The sequence below is a fragment of the Arthrobacter jiangjiafuii genome, assembly GCF_018622995.1.
GTDB classification, from domain to species: domain Bacteria; phylum Actinomycetota; class Actinomycetes; order Actinomycetales; family Micrococcaceae; genus Arthrobacter_B; species Arthrobacter_B jiangjiafuii.
The window spans coordinates 3,090,805-3,108,601 of the sequence record NZ_CP076022.1 but is presented as its reverse complement, the minus strand read 5'-3'; the positions used below and the strand labels follow the sequence as shown (position 1 = coordinate 3,108,601).

Genomic DNA, 17,797 nt, shown 5'->3' with positions numbered 1-17,797 from the left:
TTCGCCTGCTTGTGAATCGGCGGCATGTAACCGCCGGACCCGCCCCCTCGATGGAAAACCCTGGGCTGCTCTCCGAGAGTAGGGAAAATGCCGTTCGCGCGCGGTTATTCCGGCGCGAGCCCGACAATCGGCAGGGGGTTCGAACGCGAGCCCGACAATCGGCATGTCCATATCACTGAGTGTGCAGCTCTGGCGGGATTCGGCTGAACTCGTGGATCGAGAGCGCAGATATGGTGGCCAATCCCGTATTTCACCCGCCGGAGCTGCACTCTCGATGCGTGATCCTCCGGGTTACCCGCCGGAGCTGCACTGTCGATACCCGTTCTCGGCGGCATCGACCCGTTACCAGGCATGATCTCAACACTCAGCCCGGGGAGGCGGGACGGGATGCGGGCACGTGCCGGCCCCAGCCCCAAGAAGCAGCACCGGCCTCAATGCGCCGTCACCTGTTTGACCGGCCTGCCGCGTTCTGCGATTGTTTACAGAACGATTGGTCGGTAAATCCGGCACGGGCAGGCGGGCAACCGCGGCCGGCAGGCAAGCGAGCACGGGAGCAGACATGGCTGAAGCGTTTCTGGTGGGCGGAGTACGGACTCCGGTAGGCCGATATGGAGGAGCGCTCTCCAGCGTCCGCCCCGATGACCTGGCGGCACTGACGCTGCAGGAACTCGTGGCGCGCGAGGGACTGGATCCCGCCGTCGTCGACGAAGTGATCCTGGGCAACGCCAACGGTGCCGGCGAGGAAAACCGCAACGTGGCCCGGATGGCGGCCCTGCTGGCCGGCTTCCCCTCGGACGTTCCCGGAATCACCGTGAACCGGCTCTGCGCCTCGGGACTCTCGGCCATCATCATGGCCTCGCACATGATCAAGTCCGGTGCGGCCGACATTGTTATTGCCGGCGGCACCGAATCCATGAGCCGCGCCCCCTGGGTCACCGAAAAGCCCACCAAGGCCTTCGCCAAGCCCGGGCAGACCTTCGATACCTCCATCGGCTGGCGCTTTGTGAACGAACGGTTCACCACCGGGGAGCTCGCCCGCGACGGCAAGATGACCTACTCGATGCCGGAAACGGCCGAGGAACTGGCCGCTGTGGACGGCATCTCCCGCGAGGATGCCGATGCCTTCGCCGTCCGCTCGCATGAGAACGCCCTGGCTGCCATTGCCGCCGGCCGGTTCAAGGACGAGATCGTTCCGGTCACTGTCCCGGGCCGCAAGGGCGACACCGTGGTCGACGCCGACGAAGGTCCCCGCGCGGGCACCACCGCCGAGGTCCTGGGCAAGCTGCGCCCGGTGGTCAAGCCCGGCGGCATCGTCACCGCCGGCAACGCCAGCTCCCTGAACGACGGCGCCTCCGCCATCATCGTCGCCTCGGAACGGGCGATCCGTGAATACGGCCTCACCGCCCGCGCCCGGATTGTCGACGGCGCCTCCGCCGGAGTGCCGCCGGAAATCATGGGCATCGGTCCGGTCCCGGCCACCCAGAAAGTACTGGCCCGCAGCGGCGTCAAGCTGGCCGACGTCGGCGCCTTTGAACTCAACGAGGCCTTCGCCACCCAGTCACTGGCCTGCATCCGCCGCCTGGGCGTGAACGAGGACATTGTGAACAACGACGGCGGCGCCATCGCCCTGGGGCACCCGCTGGGCTCCTCCGGTTCCCGGATCGCCATCACCCTGCTGAACCGGATGGAACGTGAGGGCGCCTCCCGCGGCATCGCCACCATGTGCGTGGGCGTCGGCCAGGGCACCGCGATGCTGATCGAGGCCGTCTAAGTGGGCGTCGACTACAGCTCCTTCACCACCCTGCAGGTCACCGAAGGCGAAGGCCGCGTCACCGCCGTCCTGAACCGCCCCGAGGTCCGCAACGCCATCGACTCCGCCATGGTTCAGGAGCTGCACCTGCTCTGCGCCGATCTGGAGGAAAACCCGCGGATCCTGATCCTGGCCGGCAGTAACGGCGTCTTCGCCTCCGGCGCGGACATTGGCCAGTTGCGCGAACGCCGCCGCGACGACGCCCTGCGCGGCATCAATTCGACCGTCTTCTCGCGGATCGCGCAGCTGCCGATGCCCGTCATCGCCGCCCTGGACGGCTACGCCCTGGGCGGGGGAGCGGAGCTGGCCTTCGCCGCCGACTTCCGCATCGGCACTCCGCGGCTGAAAATCGGCAACCCTGAAACCTCGCTCGGCATCATGGCCGCCGCGGGCGCCACCTGGCGGCTCAAGGAACTGGTGGGCGAGCCGCTGGCCAAGGACATCCTGCTTGCCGGGCGCATCCTCACCGGTGAGGAAGCCCTGGCCGTGCACCTGGTCACCGAAATCGTCGAACCCGAACAGCTGCTGGCCGCCGCTGACGCCCTTGCGGACCTGATCGGCCGCCAGGATCCGCTGGCCGTGCGCCTCACCAAGGCCGTGTTCGCCGCTCCCGCGGCAGCACACCCCGTCATTGACACCCTGGCGCAGGGGATCCTCTTCGAATCCTCCGCCAAGTTCGACCGCATGGACGCCTTCCTCGAGAGGAAAAAGAAATGACAGTTCCTTCCAACGTCGGAGTCCTCGGCGGCGGCCGGATGGGCGCGGGAATCGCCCATGCCTTCTGCACCGCCGGAGCCACCGTGGTGGTGGTGGAGCGCGACGACGACGCCGCTGCCGCCGCCTACGAGCGTGTGGCCGCCAACCTCGCCAAGAGCGTGGAGCGTGGAACCGTCACGGAACCGCTGGAGGTTCTGCTGTCCAGGCTGAGCGTCTCCACCGATTATGCCGATTTCGCCCCGGCCGGACTCGTGGTCGAAGCCGTTCCTGAGGACTTTGCCCTCAAGGCTGCCGCACTGGTTGCTGTGGAGGAGCAGCTGGCCCCGGACGCCTGGCTGGCCTCGAACACTTCCTCGCTTTCGGTCTCGGAACTTGCGGAGAAACTCCAACGGCCGGAGCGTTTCTGCGGCCTGCACTTCTTCAACCCGGTGCCGGCCTCGGATCTGATCGAAGTGGTCCTGGGCAAGCAAACTTCCGAAGAACTCGCCGGGGCTGCCCGGACCTGGACCCAGGACCTGGGCAAGACACCCGTCGTCGTGAACGATGCCCCCGGCTTTGCCAGTTCCCGGCTGGGCGTCGCCATTGCCCTGGAGGCCATGCGGATGGTCGAGGAGGGCGTGGCCTCGGCGGAGGACATCGATGCCGCCATGGTCCTGGGCTACAAGCACCCCACCGGCCCGCTGCGGACCACTGACATCGTGGGCCTGGATGTCCGGCTGGGCATTGCCGAATACCTGGCCGCCACGCTGGGCCCGCGGTTCGAGCCGCCGCGGATCCTGCGTGACAAAGTGGCCCGCGGCGAGCTCGGCCGCAAAACCGGCACGGGCTTCTTCGACTGGAAGTAAACCGGATTCCCTGCCCTACCGCCCGGAGGGGCGCCTAAGCCGGCGCGACGGGCTGCTGCAGCTCGGTGACCCAGTCTGCTTGGTCATCAGAGACAGCGCGGACGTACAGCTCCCGGCAGGGTCCCGAGGGAACCAAGCCGCGGGCAAAGATCTCGGCGTGGACCGCCTGCCAACTCTCGGCGATGTGCTCCATGGTGCCCAGATGGACGCCGCAGACCGCCGTCGGAACGGGCGGAAGGTTGATGGCCTCCACGCCGTCGGGCAGTTGCCCGGAGCACGCATAGCCGGCGACGATCCGCATCCCGTCTTCGCCCATCTCATACTGCGCTACCGGGGTGTCCATCGGTGCGCCGGTGGATTTCAACGCGCGGGCAACGCTGTCGAACAATGGCCCGACGACGCCGGGAACCTCGGGCTGTTCCGAGACTACGGCGCTGAGAGCAACCAGACGGAGAGCGGGGAGCGACTTCTGGACGATTTCGATCTGTGGCATGGCTTTTTCCTTTTCGATGAGGTGGAGCCTTCGTTCCACATCGATGAGCCGTACGGTTGCCGTCCGCTGCTCGTCCTCGACCTCCGCACGCCGGATCCGCAGCATCAGGGCAAGACGCTGTGCATCAACACCGGATTCAAGCATGGCGGCGATGTCCTCGAGCCCGAAGCCGAGGTGGCGGAGGGCAACGATCCGATGCAGCCGTTCGAGCTGGGACGGGTCATAGGAGCGGTAGCCGCTGAACTCATCAACATGGGCGGGAACGAGCAGCCCGGAGGTATCCCAGTGCCGAAGCATGCGATGGGTAACCTGGCCGATCTGCGCGAACGCCCCGATGGATAACATGCTTCAGTTCTCCCGTCTGCCACAGTGTCAGGGTCAAGTATCACCCAGAGATTTTCCGCCACGTCCCGTAGAGTCCGGGAAATGCGCAGCCACAGGGACCACGCTGGAGACATGGATGTGAACACCGACGTGGAGTGGGACGGGGCCGGCAATGCCCGTGATCTTGGCGGGATTCCGCTGGCAGGCGGCGGCACCGTGGCACCGGGCCGGGTGTTCAGGATGGGCCGGTCCGAGTGGCTGACCGAACGCGGCTGGGCGCAGGCCCGTGCCGCCGGCGTGCGGACCGTCGTCGACCTGCGCAACCCGGAGGAGCAGGGCCGGCGGGACACCGATCCGCAGGTGCCGGCTGGCGCCGTCGTCGGCCTCACATTCCTGACCCGCCCCACCCAGGAAGCGACGGACCCGGATTTCACGGCGCTGACCGGGCCGTACATGGATTCGCCCAAGTTCTACCGCGAGAACCTGCGGCGCTGGCCGGAGAAGATTGCCGCCGTCGCCCGCGCTGTGGCGGACGCCGACGACGGCGGCGTGGTGATCCATTGCTCGGCTGGCCGGGACCGCACCGGCCTGATCGCCATGCTGCTGCTGCAACTGGCCGGCGCGGAACCGGACGCTATCGCGGACGACTATGAGCGGGCGGTCCGCGGAATCAGCGCCTTCCACGCAACGCAGGCGAATCCACGGGAGAAGCCGCTGACCGCCGCACAGTTGGAAGACCGGGTGGCCGAGGGCCGGAAGGAACTGCTCCGTGCCCTGGACGGTTTTGACGCGGAACAGTACCTGCGCTCAGCGGGGCTTAGCCCAGCTGAGATCGGGCGTCTTCGGAGTCGTTTGCGCTGATCCGCTTACACGGATGCACCCTTTCCGGCGTCGCCAAGTAGAAAAAAGAGCGTCTGGCTTCACTGGTGAAGCCGCCCGGAACCAGCAGCGAGGAATAGCGCGCGCACCACTGCGCCTGCCCTCCGGATGCGGCCAGGGCCAACGCCAGCGCGGGAATGTCGTGGAACCACATCAGGCGCTGCTCACCGTCCACCACCAGCTGGATCAGGTCCAGTTCAACGTCGGCATAGGCCTGGGCATCCACCCAGTCGTCGAAGCCGGCCAAGCGCTTGCCGTGGATGAGATGCACGTTGTGGCCGGGCGTGTAGCTGATGCAGCGGGCGTCACTGGAAATGCTCACAGTGTGTTCCTTTTCAGGTTGTCCTTGCCTGCGCCGGGCGGCGGCAGGCCGCTTCGTCATCCGAACCACCCGCCGAACAATGGGGTTGGTGTGAGGCCAGTCGGAGCTTTTATGGCCGGATCAGATCCGGCCAACGGCCACCTCTCGTGAAGCTGAGACCACCTTAGCGCACGGCGCCGACACTGGGAACCGCCGTCGTCGGCCTGGCCATGAAGCCGACGACGGCGCCTTCCTCAGCGCCAGCCCGCCGCCGGAGCGACCAGCTTGACGATGTTCTCCAGCAGCTGGGTGTTGTAGTCCACGCCCAGCTGGTTGGGGACCGTGATCAGCACCGTATCGGCGGCCTGCACCGCTGCGTCGGCGGCCAGCTGGTCGGCAATCACATCGGGTTCGCCGATGTAGCTCTTGCCGAAGCGGGCCAGGCCGCCGTCGAGCCGGCCCACCTGGTCCCGGGAATCTGCCTGGGCGCGCAGTCCGAAATACCGGCGGTCGTCGTCGGATACCAGGGGCACCACGCTGCGGCTGACCGAGACCCGCGGCGTACCGGCATGGCCGGCATCCGCCCAGGCGGCGCGGTACAGCTCGATCTGCTCGGCCTGCAGCTGGTCGAACGGAACACCGGTGTCTTCGGTCAGCAGGGTGGAGCTCATCAGGTTCATGCCCTGCTCTCCGGTCCATTTGGCGGTGGCCCGGGTTCCGGAACCCCACCAGATCCGCTCGCTCAGCCCAGGGGATTGCGGTTCGATCGCCAGCGAACCGGAACTGCCGGTCATCACCGGGTCTGCGGCGGCCAGCCCGGCGCCGGCAATCGCGGCACGGAAGACCAGGGTGTGCTTGCGTGCCTCGTCGGCGTCGGTGCTGCCGTCGGACGGAACATAACCGAAGGCCTCATAACCGCGCAGTGCCGGCTCGGGTGAGCCGCGGCTGAGGCCGAGCTGCAGCCGGCCGCCGCTGATCAGGTCCGCCGCCGCGGCTTCCTCCGCCATGTAGAGCGGATTTTCATACCGCATATCAATGACGGCCGTTCCCAGCTCAATCCGGCTGGTCCGTGCGGCCATGGCGGAGAGCAGCGGGAACGGAGCGGCGAACTGCGGGGCGAAGTGGTGGACGCGCAGGTACGCGCCGTCTATCCCCAGCTCCTCCGCCGCCTCGGCCAGGTCAATGGTCTGCAGCAGGGCGTCGCGGGCGGTTCGTACAAAGGAACCCTGCACGTCCCGGTAATGTCCAAAGGACAGGAAACCGATCTTCTTCATGTTCAGGCACAGCGCCTGTTTCCCAGTGGATATTCCCAGAATCGAGGTTCACGCATGCACCTGACCATGGTTCCCGGCATCGGCGGTTCCAACGAAGGCCACTGGCAAAGCCTGTGGCAGGCCGGTGCGCCGGAGATGTCCCGGATTTCGCCGTCGTCGTGGGAGGACCCCGACCTGGAGAACTGGATGGACGCGCTCGACGACGCCGCCGGGTCTCGGAACGGCGACACCATCCTGGTGGCCCACAGCCTGGGCTGCCTGGCTTCCGCGGAGTGGCTGCTGCGCAATCCGGACGGTGCCCGGGGCGTGCTGCTGGTTGCGCCGCCGGACCCGGCCGAGCCCGCCTTCCCAGAGCTGGCAGGCTCGTTCCGGGACCCGAGGCTGGAACCGCTGCCCGTGCCAGGGCTGCTGGTGGCCAGCGAGAACGATCCGTACTGCACGCTGCCGGGAGCCCGGCTGCTGGCAGGTGCCTGGGACGTTCCGCTGATCGACGCCGGGGCGCTGGTCCACATCAATGATGAAAGCGGCGTGGGCGCCTGGTCGCAGGGCCGGAACCTGCTGACTGCGTTCGCGGCTGGGCTGGGCGTCAGCATTCCCCTCGGCTGAAAGTCGGGTAAGAATGGGCGCATGAAGCTTCCGGTAAATCCGCCCGTGGCCCCGATGCTGGCCAAAGCCGTAAGTGCCCTGCCTGAGGGGGATTACTCCTACGAGCCGAAGTGGGACGGTTTCCGGTCCATCATTTTCCGTGACGGGGATGAGCTGGAGATTGGCAGCCGCAACGAAAAGCCGATGACCCGGTACTTTCCGGAACTGGTGGCGGCGCTCAAGGAGAACCTGCCGGAGCGCTGCGTGGTGGACGGCGAGATCATCCTGATCAGTGCCTCCGGCAAGCGCCTGGACTTCGAGGTGCTGCAGCAGCGCATCCATCCCGCCGCCAGCCGCGTGAAACTGCTGGCCGAGCAGACACCTGCTGCCTTCGCCGCCTTCGACCTGCTGGCCCTGGATGACACCAGCTACCTGGACCGGCCCTATGCCGAACGCCGCAGCGCCCTGGAAGCGGCCCTGGCCGGCGCGTCCGCTCCGGTCTACCTCACGACCCGGACCACCGACCCGGCCACGGCGCAGCGCTGGTTCGGTGAATTTGAGGGCGCCGGACTGGACGGTATCGTCGCCAAACCCCTTGGCGGCGTGTACCAGCCGGGCAAGCGGACCATGGCCAAGTTCAAGCACCAGCGCACCGCTGACTGTGTGCTGGCCGGCTACCGGGTACACAAGAGCGGGCCGGACGCGGTGGGGTCGCTGCTGCTGGGCATCTACAACGACGACGGCGACCTCACGAATGTGGGTGTGGCAGGCGCCTTCAGCATGGCCCGGCGGCGGGAACTGTTCTCTGAACTGCAGCCGCTGGTCTCGGACTCCGCCGATCATCCCTGGACCGCGGACAAGCAGGATGCCGGAACCCGCACGCCCCGGAATTCCGAGGGGAGCCGCTGGAGCGGGGACAAGGATCTGTCCTTTGTTCCGCTGCGCCCCGAGCGGGTGGTGGAGGTCAAGTACGACCACATGGAAGGGGAGCGGTTCCGGCACACGGCCCAGTTCGTTCGCTGGCGTCCGGACCGGAGCCCGGACTCCTGCACGTACGGCCAGCTCGAGGAACCAGTGAAATTCGATCTGGGCGAAGTGCTCACCGTGCCTGCGGGATCGTAGCCGCTCCGGCAGGAACGCGCGGCCGGTCCGGGCGCGGGGCGGGTCCTAGCGGGTCCTGGCCCCGGTGAGACGGTCAGCCGCGACCGTGGCCGCGGCAGTCGTCGTCGCCCTCGTTTTGGTTCAGCAGATCCACTGCTTCCGTGATGGCCGCCAGATATCCCTCCCGGTATCCGGCGGCGTTGGGGTGCAGGGCAAAGGGTGCGCCAATGGGAAGGATCCAGGGATCAGCGGACCCGATGCCGTGGCCTGTGAACACCTCGGTGACGTCCACGAAAGTGCCGTCCTCCCCGACCTGCGCGGCGACCACAGCGTTGAGCGCGTCGGTGCCAGCGTTGAACAGGTTCTGGGCTTCGATGCTCAACGCGCCCGGAACGGTCCCATCGAACAGATACGGATAACCGGCCACAACAAGTTCGGCCCCCGGCGCCGCTTCCCGGATGGCGGTAAAGCTGGTTTGGAGCTGAGGCACGACGGCGGTCTCGGCGTAGGCTTGCGCCGCGGCAATGGCCGGGGCACAGGTTTGCGGCAGGACAGCTCCGGCGCAGGCAGCGACGACGGATCCGAACTGGACGTCGTTGCCGCTGATGGTGACGGTGACCAGGTCGGTCTGACGGTTCAGCAGATCGGCTGAGACAGCGGCTGTAATCTGCTCGGGCAGGTCTACCGGGCCGGCCGGGGGAGCAGGTTCGGTGGTGAGGGCCGTGGCGCCGGCGCAGGCCTGGAAGCTATCCAATTCCACACGCGGAAGGGCATCCAGCAGGGTGGGGTACCCCTCGGCGGTGCGGCCGCAGGCGTCCAGCACCGGCCCGCCACCGTAGCCCGACGCATAGGAATCACCCAAGGCCACATAGTCGACATTCCGGTCACGGTCCTTGCCCTGTCCGTCACCGTGCCCGTGCCCGTCACCGTGCCCGTCACCGTGCCCGTGCCCGTCACCGTGCCCGCGACCGTCGCCATGTCCGCGGCTCTCACCATGTCCGCGGCCCTCACCGCCGCGTCCGTACCCTTGGTAATGCCCGGCGTCGCGCCCGGCGTCGCGCGCGGCATCACGGCCGCCCTCGCGCGCGGCATCACGGCCGCCCTCGCGCCCGGCGTCCCATCCAGCGGACTTCCCGCCGCTCCATCCGGAGGCTGCGTGCCTTGTCTCGGCGGCCGTGGCCGGAGCCGCCAGCGCCGCCGTTCCCGGCAGGAGGCCGCTCAGCGCCACGACCATGACGCCGATACCGCCGGCACGGCGGAGCCTGCGGGAAGAGGATGGCGGGGACGGCTGGACGGGTTCAGCGGCCTCGGTCGCGGCCGGAGGTATGGACTTGGACATGATCGCTCCTCTGCGTGACGGATGTGCGCACCAAAGTAGTCCTGCCGCCCGCCCGCAGACAGCTATCGGGCTGTCAGGAGCAGCTCGGGAGCCCGGAGACAGGTAGATTTCCCGTCATCTGCTGTGTGTCGCACCACATCCTCCTGTACGCTGAATTGTATTACCGACCGTCCGGTCAGTTTATCGGCGGGCTCCAGCCCTTCCGCAACTGCCGCAAGACGGGACCGCCCGCCGCGGTCAGGATCAACGTTGTGAAAGGACCCGTCGAAGATGACCTCCACCGCCATTGACGTCCAGATTGTGCCCAGCTATGTCCGCGATTCCTGGTGGACGCCGGAGCGCTCAGAACTCACCGCCGCCCAGCCGGCCGAAGTCCGCGATGCCAGCACCGGAGAGCCGCTGGCCCTCGTCAGCAGTGCCGGGCTGGACCTGGCCGCCGCCGTCGAACACGGCCGAACGGTGGGCCGGGCAGGGCTGCAGCAGCTCACCTTCCACCAGCGCTCCCTGAAGCTCAAGGAACTGGCCACCTATCTCAACGCGCACCGCGACGAGCTCTACGAGATCTCCGCCCGCAGCGGCGCCACCGCCAAGGATTCGCTGGTGGATATCGACGGCGGCATCGGCGTGCTGTTCACGTTCGGATCCAAGGGCCGGCGCGAACTGCCCAATTCCACCGTGTTGGTGGACGGCCCCGCGGAAACCCTGTCCCGCGACGGATCCTTCCTGGGCGAACATATCTTCACCTCCCTGCCTGGTGTGGCCGTGCAGATCAACGCCTTCAACTTCCCGGTCTGGGGCATGCTGGAAAAGCTCGCTCCGGCCTTCATTGCCGGCGTGCCGAGCATCGTCAAGCCGGCCACGCCCACCGGATACCTCACGGCCGCGGCCGTGAAACTGATCGTGGACTCCGGGATCCTGCCCGCCGGGTCGCTGCAGCTGATTTCCGGCTCCGCCCGCGACCTGCTTGATCACCTGGACTACCGCGACTACGTGTCGTTCACCGGTTCCGCCTCCACCGCCAAGCTCCTGAAGGCCCACCCTCAGGTGGCCGAGGGCGGCGTCCGTTTTACCTGCGAAACCGACTCCCTGAACGCCGCGATCCTCGGCCCCGACGCCGTTCCCGGCACCCCGGAATTCGACGCCTTCGTGAAGTCACTGGTCACTGAAATCACCGTCAAAGCGGGCCAGAAGTGCACCAGCATCCGCCGCGCCATCGTGCCCGCCGCCCTGGTGGACGACGTCGTCGCCGCCGCAGCCGCGCGCATAAACGAGCGCGTGGTCCTGGGCGACCCGCGGGCCGAGGGTGTGACCATGGGCGCGCTTGCCTCCACCGAGCAGCTCGACGGCGTGCGGTCCTCGGTGCAGGCCCTGCTCGACGGCGGCGCCGCCCTGGCGTACGGCTCGCTGGATGCTCCTGAGGTCCTCCTCTCGGACGGTACCCGCGGTGTCGCGGCCGACGGCGCGTTCCTGGCCCCGATCCTGCTCACCTGGGAAGATGCCAACGCGGAGGCACTGCACTCGGTGGAGGCTTTTGGCCCGGTGGCTTCGGTGATCGGGTATGACGACACCGCGGACGCCGTGCGGCTGGCCGCCCTCGGCAGCGGCTCGCTGGTGGCCACCGTATGCACCAATGATCCGGACACCGCCCGGGAGCTGACTCTCGGCATCGCCGCGCACCACGGCCGCGTGCTGATCCTGAACCGCGAAGACGCCCGCACCTCCACCGGGCATGGTTCGCCCGTGCCGCACCTCGTCCATGGCGGACCCGGCCGGGCCGGCGGCGGCGAGGAACTCGGCGGCATCCGCTCGGTGCTGCACCACATGCAGCGCACCGCGGTGCAGGGTTCCCCGAACATGCTTACGGCGCTGACCGGAATCTGGCATACCGGCGCGGACCGCAACTTCGACGGCACCCATCCGTTCCGCAAGGATCTCGCGGAGCTGAAGATCGGCGATGCGGTCCGCTCGGAACTGCGGACGGTCACGCTCGAGGACATCACCGCCTTCGCCAACAGCACCGGCGACACCTTCTACGCCCACACCAACCAGGAGGCCGCGGAAGCCAATCCGTTCTTCCCGGGCATTGTGGCGCACGGCTACCTGCTGCTCTCTTGGGCCGCCGGGCTGTTCGTGGAGCCCGCGCCGGGGCCGGTCCTGGCCAACTACGGGCTGGAGAACCTGCGCTTCATCACCCCGGTGGCGGCCGGGGACTCGATCCGGGTAACGCTTACCGCCAAGAAGATCACCCCGCGCGAAACCGACGAATACGGCGAGGTCGCCTGGGATGCGCTCCTGACCAACCAGGACGACGAGATTGTCGCCACCTACGACGTGCTGACGCTGGTGGAGAAGAACCGCGGCTAGGGTCTGCCGAGACCGCCGGCGCCAGGGTTCTGGCCCCGGCGGTTTTGCGCAGCCTGGTCCGCTGGGTCTCTGCGGGTAGCTGGCGCGTAGTTACCGGAAAAAGACGGGTATTTGTGGAGCCCGAAAGACCCCGTTTTGGGGCTCTTTCGGGCTCTTTTCGGCCCGGAAATGTCAGAGGCAGATGAAAGCCTGAAGACATGGATCAGAACGGATCTTTTCCCGACACCGAGGCCGGTACCAACGCGGGCAATAACGCCGGCGACGTCGCCGGCGACGTCGGCGACGACGGCGGGGGTGGGGCCGACGGCGGTTGTGGCGGGGCGGGCGAGACCGCGGCGGAGCGCAGCCGGTCGGGTTTCGACGCCGGCCTGGATTCCTTCACCGGATCCTTGGTCCTGCAGGGCGTCGAAATCCTGGATGAGGAGCAAGCCGGTGCGGTGTTGTCCCGGCTGGACCACTTGATCTGCTGGGCGCAGGCGCAGCAGGCGAAAGTCCTGCACCGGATGGAAGTTATCTTCCGGGACGAAATCCTGTTCGCATCAGGGAAACTCGAGCCCGGTTTGGCGTTCAGTCTCGCCGCCGAAGAGGCAGCCACCATTCTCGGGATTCCCACGGGCACGGCGGCGATGCGGATGAGCGAAGCCGGAACCCTCTGTGAAACGCACACTGCCACGCTGGCGAAGTTGGAGTCCGGGGCGCTGAGCTACGGACACGTGCAGACGGTGCTGGATCAGTCCCAGAGCATTCCCGCCGGCGAACTGCCGGGGTTTGAAGCGGAGCTGTTGGGGGTGGCTGTTGCGGGGCAGACGGGTTCCCAGTTCCGGGTCAAGGCCCGGCGGCTGCGGGAGAACAAGTATCCGGAGACGATTCTGAAGCGGCAGCGCACGGCGTTTGAGAAGCGCCGTGTGGTGCTGGAGCCGGATTGTGACGGGATGTCCTGGCTCTCGGCGTTCCTGCCCGCGGAGAAGGCGCAAGCGATCTTCACTCAGCTTTCGAAGGCCGCCCGGGGTGAGCGGTCCGCCGGAGACCCGCGGATGGTGGATCAGCTACGGGCAGACATTCTCGAGGATTTGCTGCTGGACCGTGAAGGTCGGGCTACCTCGGGCGGCAAAACCCCCAGCGGCGGCGGAAAGACCAACAGCAACCGGGCACGGGGCGAGATTCTGGTGCTGATCAACGCCGAAACCCTCTTTGGTGCCGATGAGCAGCCTGCAGAGCTGCATGGCTACGGACCCATCAGTCCGAAAACTGCCCGCCGGATGGCCCGGGAGGCAGCGAAATGGACTCCGGTCGAGCGGGATCCCGAGACTGAGGAAATCCTGAGGGTGGGCCGACGACGAAAGATCCCGGCCGGACTTCAACGCTGGCTGCGCGCACGGGACGGAACCTGCAGGTTCCCGGGTTGCCGGTCGAACGCCGTGATTTCCGAGATCGACCACACTCGACCGTGGGCACAGGGCGGGGCGACGGACCATGACAACCTTGAGCATTTGTGCCGGCGGCACCACATGTTCAAGACCGAAGGGTTCTGGAAGGCCTGCCAGCCGGCAGCCGGGGTTATCGAGTGGACCTCACCGGGCGGACGGACCTACCGCACCGAACCCCACCTGCAACTGGCATCTGCTCCAGCCGGCCCCGGCGTTAACGGATCCGGCCCCTGCGCTACGGGTTCAGGCACCGGCGCTACTGGAACCGGGTCAACCCTCGGATCCCGGCCCGGCGACGATCCCCCGCCGTTCTAGCGGTTGGTCTTGGACAAGGAGACGTGAGACTGGCCTCGTGGGATTCCGTCATGGCAGCTGCAGCAGGTTGTATCCCAGCAGGAATACCCCGATCAGTAGCACGACAATGGCCGTGATCGTGCGGCCGTTGCGCTGCATCCAGGCAGCGAGTGCCCTGAGATGGTCCTGCGCCCGGTCGGGGGAGCGCAGCCAGATCCCAATGGGGACGACGACTGCGGATTGGGCCACCGCGGCATACGCCAGAACGAGCATGGCAGCCTCTATTGGCGGCTGTCCGCGGACGCCGATCATGGTTCCGGCAGCGACGGCCAGCAAAATGGCCTTCGGCCGCAGGTTCAATCCCAGACCCAGGACGGCGAACTCCCAGGCCCTGGCGGTTTCGATGCGGGTCCGCAGTTTCTCCATTCTGCCCTTGTTGGGCGGGGCCTGCCTGCGGAACAGATAGGTGGCGTAGAGCGTGAGCCCCACACCGACCAGGATGCCCAGGAAAGCAGGCACCGACACCTGGTCCAACCGCGGCCTTCCCGGCAGGAGGTATAGCCCGGCAGCGGAAAGGCCCACCACAATGACGGATCCGGCAATGCTGGCGCACAGGAACAGCACGGCGCGGCGCCGGGGCGTGGGCGAGAGCAGGATCATGATCGTGACGCTCACCGGAACCGAACTCATTGCCCCGGCCACGGCGACGGAGACCAGGCTGGTGAGAAGACTCAGCATGGGTCAGGCCGTTGAGGCCCCGCCGGGACGGGGCCGGGCTGCCCCGCGCCGCGCCCGTCGCCCCTGGCGGGACCGGTGCGCCCGGATGGCGGCGTCTTCCTGCTGAAGGAAAGGCTCCAGGTCCTTCCGGTCACCGGTCATTGGACGCCACCAGGACAGCGACGGATCGGAGTCCAGGAGGATGGTCCTCGCCAGCAGGGTCAGTGGCACCGCCAGAATGGCGCCGACGGGTCCCAGGACCACGGCCCAGAACAGCACGGAGACAAAGGTCAGCGTCTCGCTGAGGTTCACTGCATTGCCGACGAACTTGGGCTGGATGATGGATTGGATGACGGCGTTGATCCCGCCGAAGACGATGACGACGGCGATCACTGTCGGCCAGCCTCCGGTGAGGTAGCCGAAAAATAATGGAGGAATGATCGCGATGAAGTAGCCGATATTGGGGATGAAGCTGCAGATGAAGGACAGTAGCCCCCAGAGCAGCGCCCCGGGAACCTGCAGGATGAGCAGGACCAGCCAATTGAAGAGCCCCTGGGCGATCCCCAGGATCGTGGTGGCAACCATGTAGCGGCGGACCCCGGTGGCGAACCCGTCCAATGCGGAAACCAGATCGGGGCGGTGCGCTTTCAAATGGGTCAGCAGCGCCGGGGTCCGGGAACCGTCCACAGCCATGAGGATGAGCAGGGTCAGGATGATGACCAGGGCGCCCACCAGATTGGTGATGTTGCCCAGCAGTCCGCCGACAAAGCCCACCAGCCGGCCGGGATTAAAGCTGTCCTGGACGGACTGCACCTGCTCCGGGCCGAATCCCGCCGCACTGAGCCACCCCGAGACGGAAGAACCCGCCTGGCTGAGCTGCGGACCGAACTGCGGCAGCAGTGCGGAGAATTGCGCCAGTGCTGCAACGAAGACACCTGCGAACCCGGCCAGCAGGGCAAAAACCGCCGCGATGGTGATGCCGGTGGCAAATCCCCGGGGCATTCCCCGCCGCTGCAGCCGTTGCCGCAGCGGGTGCACGCAGAGGGTCAGCACAAAGGCGAGGAACGCGGGGGTGAAAATCCCGCTGACCGCGGCAAGGCCGAAAGTGGCAACAGTCGCGCCCGCCAGCGTCAGCAGAATAACGGCGCTGCGGGGAATGGGCGGACGCGGACCGGGTAGGGGGTGTCCAGCTGGTTCGGATGCCATGGGCCCTCCTTCAGCTCCTGGACACAGTCTAGGAGTTGGGAAAGGCGGGACAGAAGGGCAGCACCGGTTTCCGGCAGCACCGGCCCGTGTTAGCAGGGCTTATTTCAGCTGGGCTTAACTGCTGTGCAGCCCGTGGAAGACCATCAGGATGATGTCGTCCGCCAGCTTCTCCGGCGAAATGGGGCCTCCGGGCTTGTACCACTCGACAATCGAGTTGATCGTTCCGAACAACAGCCGCGTGGTGGTGCGCGGATCGATATCGCTGCGCAGCGACCCCTCGCTCCGGGCCGCGTCCACGAGCTGTGCCACCCGGTGGTCAAATTCGCGCCGGCGGGCCAGGGCATCCCGTTCAATCTCGGTGTTGCCCCGCAGTCGCAGCAGCAGGGTCACGAACGGCAGGCGTTCGGTGAGGACCTGGATGGTGCCCCGCAGTACGAACTCCAGCTGCTCATCGGCCGGACCGTTGGAAGCCCGGGCATCATCCAGCACGGCCTCCAGGCCATCCAATGCGTTGTCCAGGGCCAGGCGCAGCAGATCGCCCTTGGACGGCACATGGTGGTAGATCGCTGACTTGGTGATGCCCAGGTTCTCCGCCAGGATCCCCATCGACGTGGCTTCGTAGCCGTGCTTGTTAAAAACGTCGACGGCGATGGTCAGGACCGACTGCTGGTCATAGCCGGGACGGCCGCGGCGGGTGGCGCCGGCAGCTGCCCCGGAGGCGGCGGATGGTGTGGAAGGCATGGGTCCTATTTTTGCACGAACGTTCGGGCGGCCTGGACGTTCGTGGCCGGGTCCGCTTTGGCGGTTGGGTTCAGTTCCGGAGGAATCAGCTCGGCAGCAGGCCGGCTTCCTTGCTGCGCAGGTCGTAGATCCGGCGGAGCTTTCCGCTGGAGCGCGCAAGCGTCCCCGGTTCAGCGACCAGGACGGTGCAGGAAGAACCCACATGGATCTTGATCTGGGCCTTGAGCTCGGCTGCGGCGCTGCGGCAGTCATCGGAGCTGGAGTCTTCGCGGCGTTCAATCTTGACCGTCAGCTCGTCCATCCGGTCCGGCCGGGTGATCTCCAGCAGGAAGTGCGGGCTCAGTGCCGGGATCTTCAGGGCAAGCTCTTCGATCTGGCTGGGGAACAGGTTCACCCCGCGCAGGATGATCATGTCGTCGCTGCGTCCGGTGATCCGGCCCATCCGGCGCATGCCCGGACGCGCGGTTCCGGGCAGGAGCCGCGTCAGGTCATGGGTGCGGTAGCGGATGATCGGCAGGGCTTCCTTGGTCAGCGAGGTGAACACCAGTTCACCGTGCTCGCCGTCGTTCAAGACCCGGGTCTCATCGAACGGGTCAATGATCTCGGGGCGGAAGTGGTCCTCCCAGATATGGGTGCCGTCCTTGGTTTCCACACATTCGCCGGCAACGCCCGGGCCCATGACTTCGGACAGGCCGTAGATGTCACAAGCATCAATGCCCATCATGACCTCCAGCTCATGGCGCATTTCCTCGGTCCACGGCTCGGCACCCAGGACTGCGTTCTTCAGCGAGGTGGAACGGGGATCGATTCCGGCCGAGCGCATCGCGTCGGCGATCGTCAGCAGGTACGTGGGCGTGCAAAGAATGGTGTCCGGCTCGAAGTCCTGGATCAGCTGGATCTGCCGTTCCGTCTGGCCGCCGGACATCGGAATCACGGTGCAGCCCAGCTTCTCGGCGCCGGCATGGGCACCCAGGCCGCCGGTGAACAGCCCGTAGCCGTAGGCATTGTGCACCTTATAGCCGGGCTTCACGCCGGAGGCGCGCAGCGAGCGGGCCACCAGCTGAGCCCAGCGGTCCAGGTCGCCTGCCGTGTAGCCGACGACGGTGGGGCGGCCGGTGGTGCCGGAGGAGGCATGAATCCGCGCAACCTTATCCTGCGGTACGGCGAACATGCCGAACGGATACGTCTGCCGCAGGTCCTCTTTGGTGGTGTACGGGAACTTGGACAGGTCTGACAGTTCCTTCAGATCCGACGGGTGCACACCGGCGTCGTCGAACTTCTGCGTGTACAGCGGCACCCGCTCATACGCATACGCCAACGTGTGCTGCAGCCGGGTGAGCTGGAGGGCTTCAATCTCATCCCGGCTCATCCGCTCTTCCG

16 protein-coding genes and 1 riboswitch are annotated in these 17,797 nt (G+C 66.8%); of the genes, 8 read left to right on the top strand and 8 right to left on the bottom strand.

Going from position 1 to position 17,797, the window contains the following annotated elements:
- Nucleotides 1-559 precede the first annotated feature (559 nt).
- The 3 genes from KKR91_RS14580 to KKR91_RS14570 are packed head-to-tail and all read left to right on the top strand — an operon-like array spanning nucleotide 560 to nucleotide 3,372.
- Nucleotides 560-1,771, top strand: coding sequence for a thiolase family protein (locus tag KKR91_RS14580; RefSeq protein WP_210227724.1), 1,212 nt, complete (start codon nucleotides 560-562; stop codon nucleotides 1,769-1,771).
- Nucleotides 1,772-2,527: an enoyl-CoA hydratase/isomerase family protein gene (locus KKR91_RS14575; RefSeq protein ID WP_210227725.1), complete on the top strand. Its 756-nt coding sequence runs from the start codon at nucleotides 1,772-1,774 to the stop codon at nucleotides 2,525-2,527. It begins immediately after the preceding gene.
- The gene (locus tag KKR91_RS14570) at nucleotides 2,524-3,372 is read left to right on the top strand and encodes a 3-hydroxyacyl-CoA dehydrogenase family protein (RefSeq protein ID WP_210227726.1); all 849 of its coding nucleotides are present in this window, start codon (nucleotides 2,524-2,526) and stop codon (nucleotides 3,370-3,372) included. Before KKR91_RS14575 ends, KKR91_RS14570 begins: the two co-directional genes overlap by 4 nt.
- A gap of 34 nt (nucleotides 3,373-3,406) precedes the next feature.
- On the opposite strand, the gene KKR91_RS14565 is transcribed toward KKR91_RS14570, so the two are convergent.
- Entirely contained in the window at nucleotides 3,407-4,210 is an 804-nt protein-coding gene (locus tag KKR91_RS14565; protein ID WP_210227728.1) for a MerR family transcriptional regulator, read from the bottom strand.
- A gap of 81 nt (nucleotides 4,211-4,291) precedes the next feature.
- On the opposite strand from KKR91_RS14565, the gene KKR91_RS14560 reads away from it, so the two are divergent.
- The gene (locus KKR91_RS14560; protein WP_237687394.1) at nucleotides 4,292-5,050 is read left to right on the top strand and encodes a tyrosine-protein phosphatase; all 759 of its coding nucleotides are present in this window, start codon (nucleotides 4,292-4,294) and stop codon (nucleotides 5,048-5,050) included.
- On the opposite strand, the gene KKR91_RS14555 is transcribed toward KKR91_RS14560, so the two are convergent.
- Both KKR91_RS14555 and KKR91_RS14550 read right to left on the bottom strand, forming a co-directional pair.
- Nucleotides 5,007-5,390 (bottom strand): hypothetical protein, encoded by a 384-nt coding sequence (locus tag KKR91_RS14555; RefSeq protein WP_210227729.1) that lies wholly within the window; start codon nucleotides 5,388-5,390, stop codon nucleotides 5,007-5,009. The two genes, KKR91_RS14560 and KKR91_RS14555, sit on opposite strands and share 44 nt — an antisense overlap.
- Nucleotides 5,391-5,405: 15 nt before the next feature.
- Nucleotides 5,406-5,542, bottom strand: a riboswitch (SAM riboswitch).
- A gap of 81 nt (nucleotides 5,543-5,623) precedes the next feature.
- Entirely contained in the window at nucleotides 5,624-6,643 is a 1,020-nt protein-coding gene (locus KKR91_RS14550; protein ID WP_210227730.1) for an LLM class flavin-dependent oxidoreductase, read from the bottom strand.
- A gap of 54 nt (nucleotides 6,644-6,697) precedes the next feature.
- Here KKR91_RS14550 and KKR91_RS14545 point away from each other — a divergent pair, with 54 nt between their 5' ends.
- Together KKR91_RS14545 and KKR91_RS14540 are read left to right on the top strand one after the other, a co-directional pair.
- Nucleotides 6,698-7,249, top strand: coding sequence for an RBBP9/YdeN family alpha/beta hydrolase (locus KKR91_RS14545; RefSeq protein ID WP_210227731.1), 552 nt, complete (start codon nucleotides 6,698-6,700; stop codon nucleotides 7,247-7,249).
- 21 nt (nucleotides 7,250-7,270) lie between these two features.
- Nucleotides 7,271-8,350, top strand: a complete 1,080-nt coding sequence (locus KKR91_RS14540) for an ATP-dependent DNA ligase (RefSeq protein WP_210227732.1) — start codon at nucleotides 7,271-7,273, stop codon at nucleotides 8,348-8,350.
- A gap of 73 nt (nucleotides 8,351-8,423) precedes the next feature.
- Here KKR91_RS14540 and KKR91_RS14535 read toward each other — a convergent pair whose 3' ends face one another.
- Nucleotides 8,424-9,668, bottom strand: coding sequence for an SGNH/GDSL hydrolase family protein (locus KKR91_RS14535; RefSeq protein ID WP_210227733.1), 1,245 nt, complete (start codon nucleotides 9,666-9,668; stop codon nucleotides 8,424-8,426).
- A 270-nt stretch (nucleotides 9,669-9,938) separates the two neighbouring features.
- On the opposite strand from KKR91_RS14535, the gene paaZ reads away from it, so the two are divergent.
- The gene (paaZ, locus tag KKR91_RS14530) at nucleotides 9,939-12,032 is read left to right on the top strand and encodes a phenylacetic acid degradation bifunctional protein PaaZ (protein ID WP_210227734.1); all 2,094 of its coding nucleotides are present in this window, start codon (nucleotides 9,939-9,941) and stop codon (nucleotides 12,030-12,032) included.
- Between the two features lie 197 nt (nucleotides 12,033-12,229).
- Nucleotides 12,230-13,774 (top strand): HNH endonuclease signature motif containing protein, encoded by a 1,545-nt coding sequence (locus KKR91_RS14525; RefSeq protein ID WP_210227735.1) that lies wholly within the window; start codon nucleotides 12,230-12,232, stop codon nucleotides 13,772-13,774.
- A gap of 48 nt (nucleotides 13,775-13,822) precedes the next feature.
- Here KKR91_RS14525 and KKR91_RS14520 read toward each other — a convergent pair whose 3' ends face one another.
- The 4 genes from KKR91_RS14520 to paaK all read right to left on the bottom strand — a co-directional run bounded on the left by KKR91_RS14520 (nucleotide 13,823) and on the right by paaK (nucleotide 17,786).
- Nucleotides 13,823-14,491 (bottom strand): GAP family protein, encoded by a 669-nt coding sequence (locus KKR91_RS14520; protein WP_210227737.1) that lies wholly within the window; start codon nucleotides 14,489-14,491, stop codon nucleotides 13,823-13,825.
- Between the two features lie 3 nt (nucleotides 14,492-14,494).
- A complete protein-coding gene (locus KKR91_RS14515; RefSeq protein ID WP_210227740.1) occupies nucleotides 14,495-15,676 on the bottom strand; it encodes an AI-2E family transporter in 1,182 nt (393 codons plus the stop codon).
- A gap of 114 nt (nucleotides 15,677-15,790) precedes the next feature.
- Complete coding sequence (locus KKR91_RS14510) at nucleotides 15,791-16,417, bottom strand: TetR/AcrR family transcriptional regulator (protein WP_210227742.1); 627 nt, start codon at nucleotides 16,415-16,417, stop codon at nucleotides 15,791-15,793.
- An 85-nt stretch (nucleotides 16,418-16,502) separates the two neighbouring features.
- On the bottom strand, nucleotides 16,503-17,786 hold the full coding sequence (paaK, locus tag KKR91_RS14505; RefSeq protein ID WP_210228301.1) for a phenylacetate--CoA ligase PaaK: 1,284 nt from the start codon (nucleotides 17,784-17,786) through the stop codon (nucleotides 16,503-16,505).
- Nucleotides 17,787-17,797 lie beyond the last annotated feature (11 nt).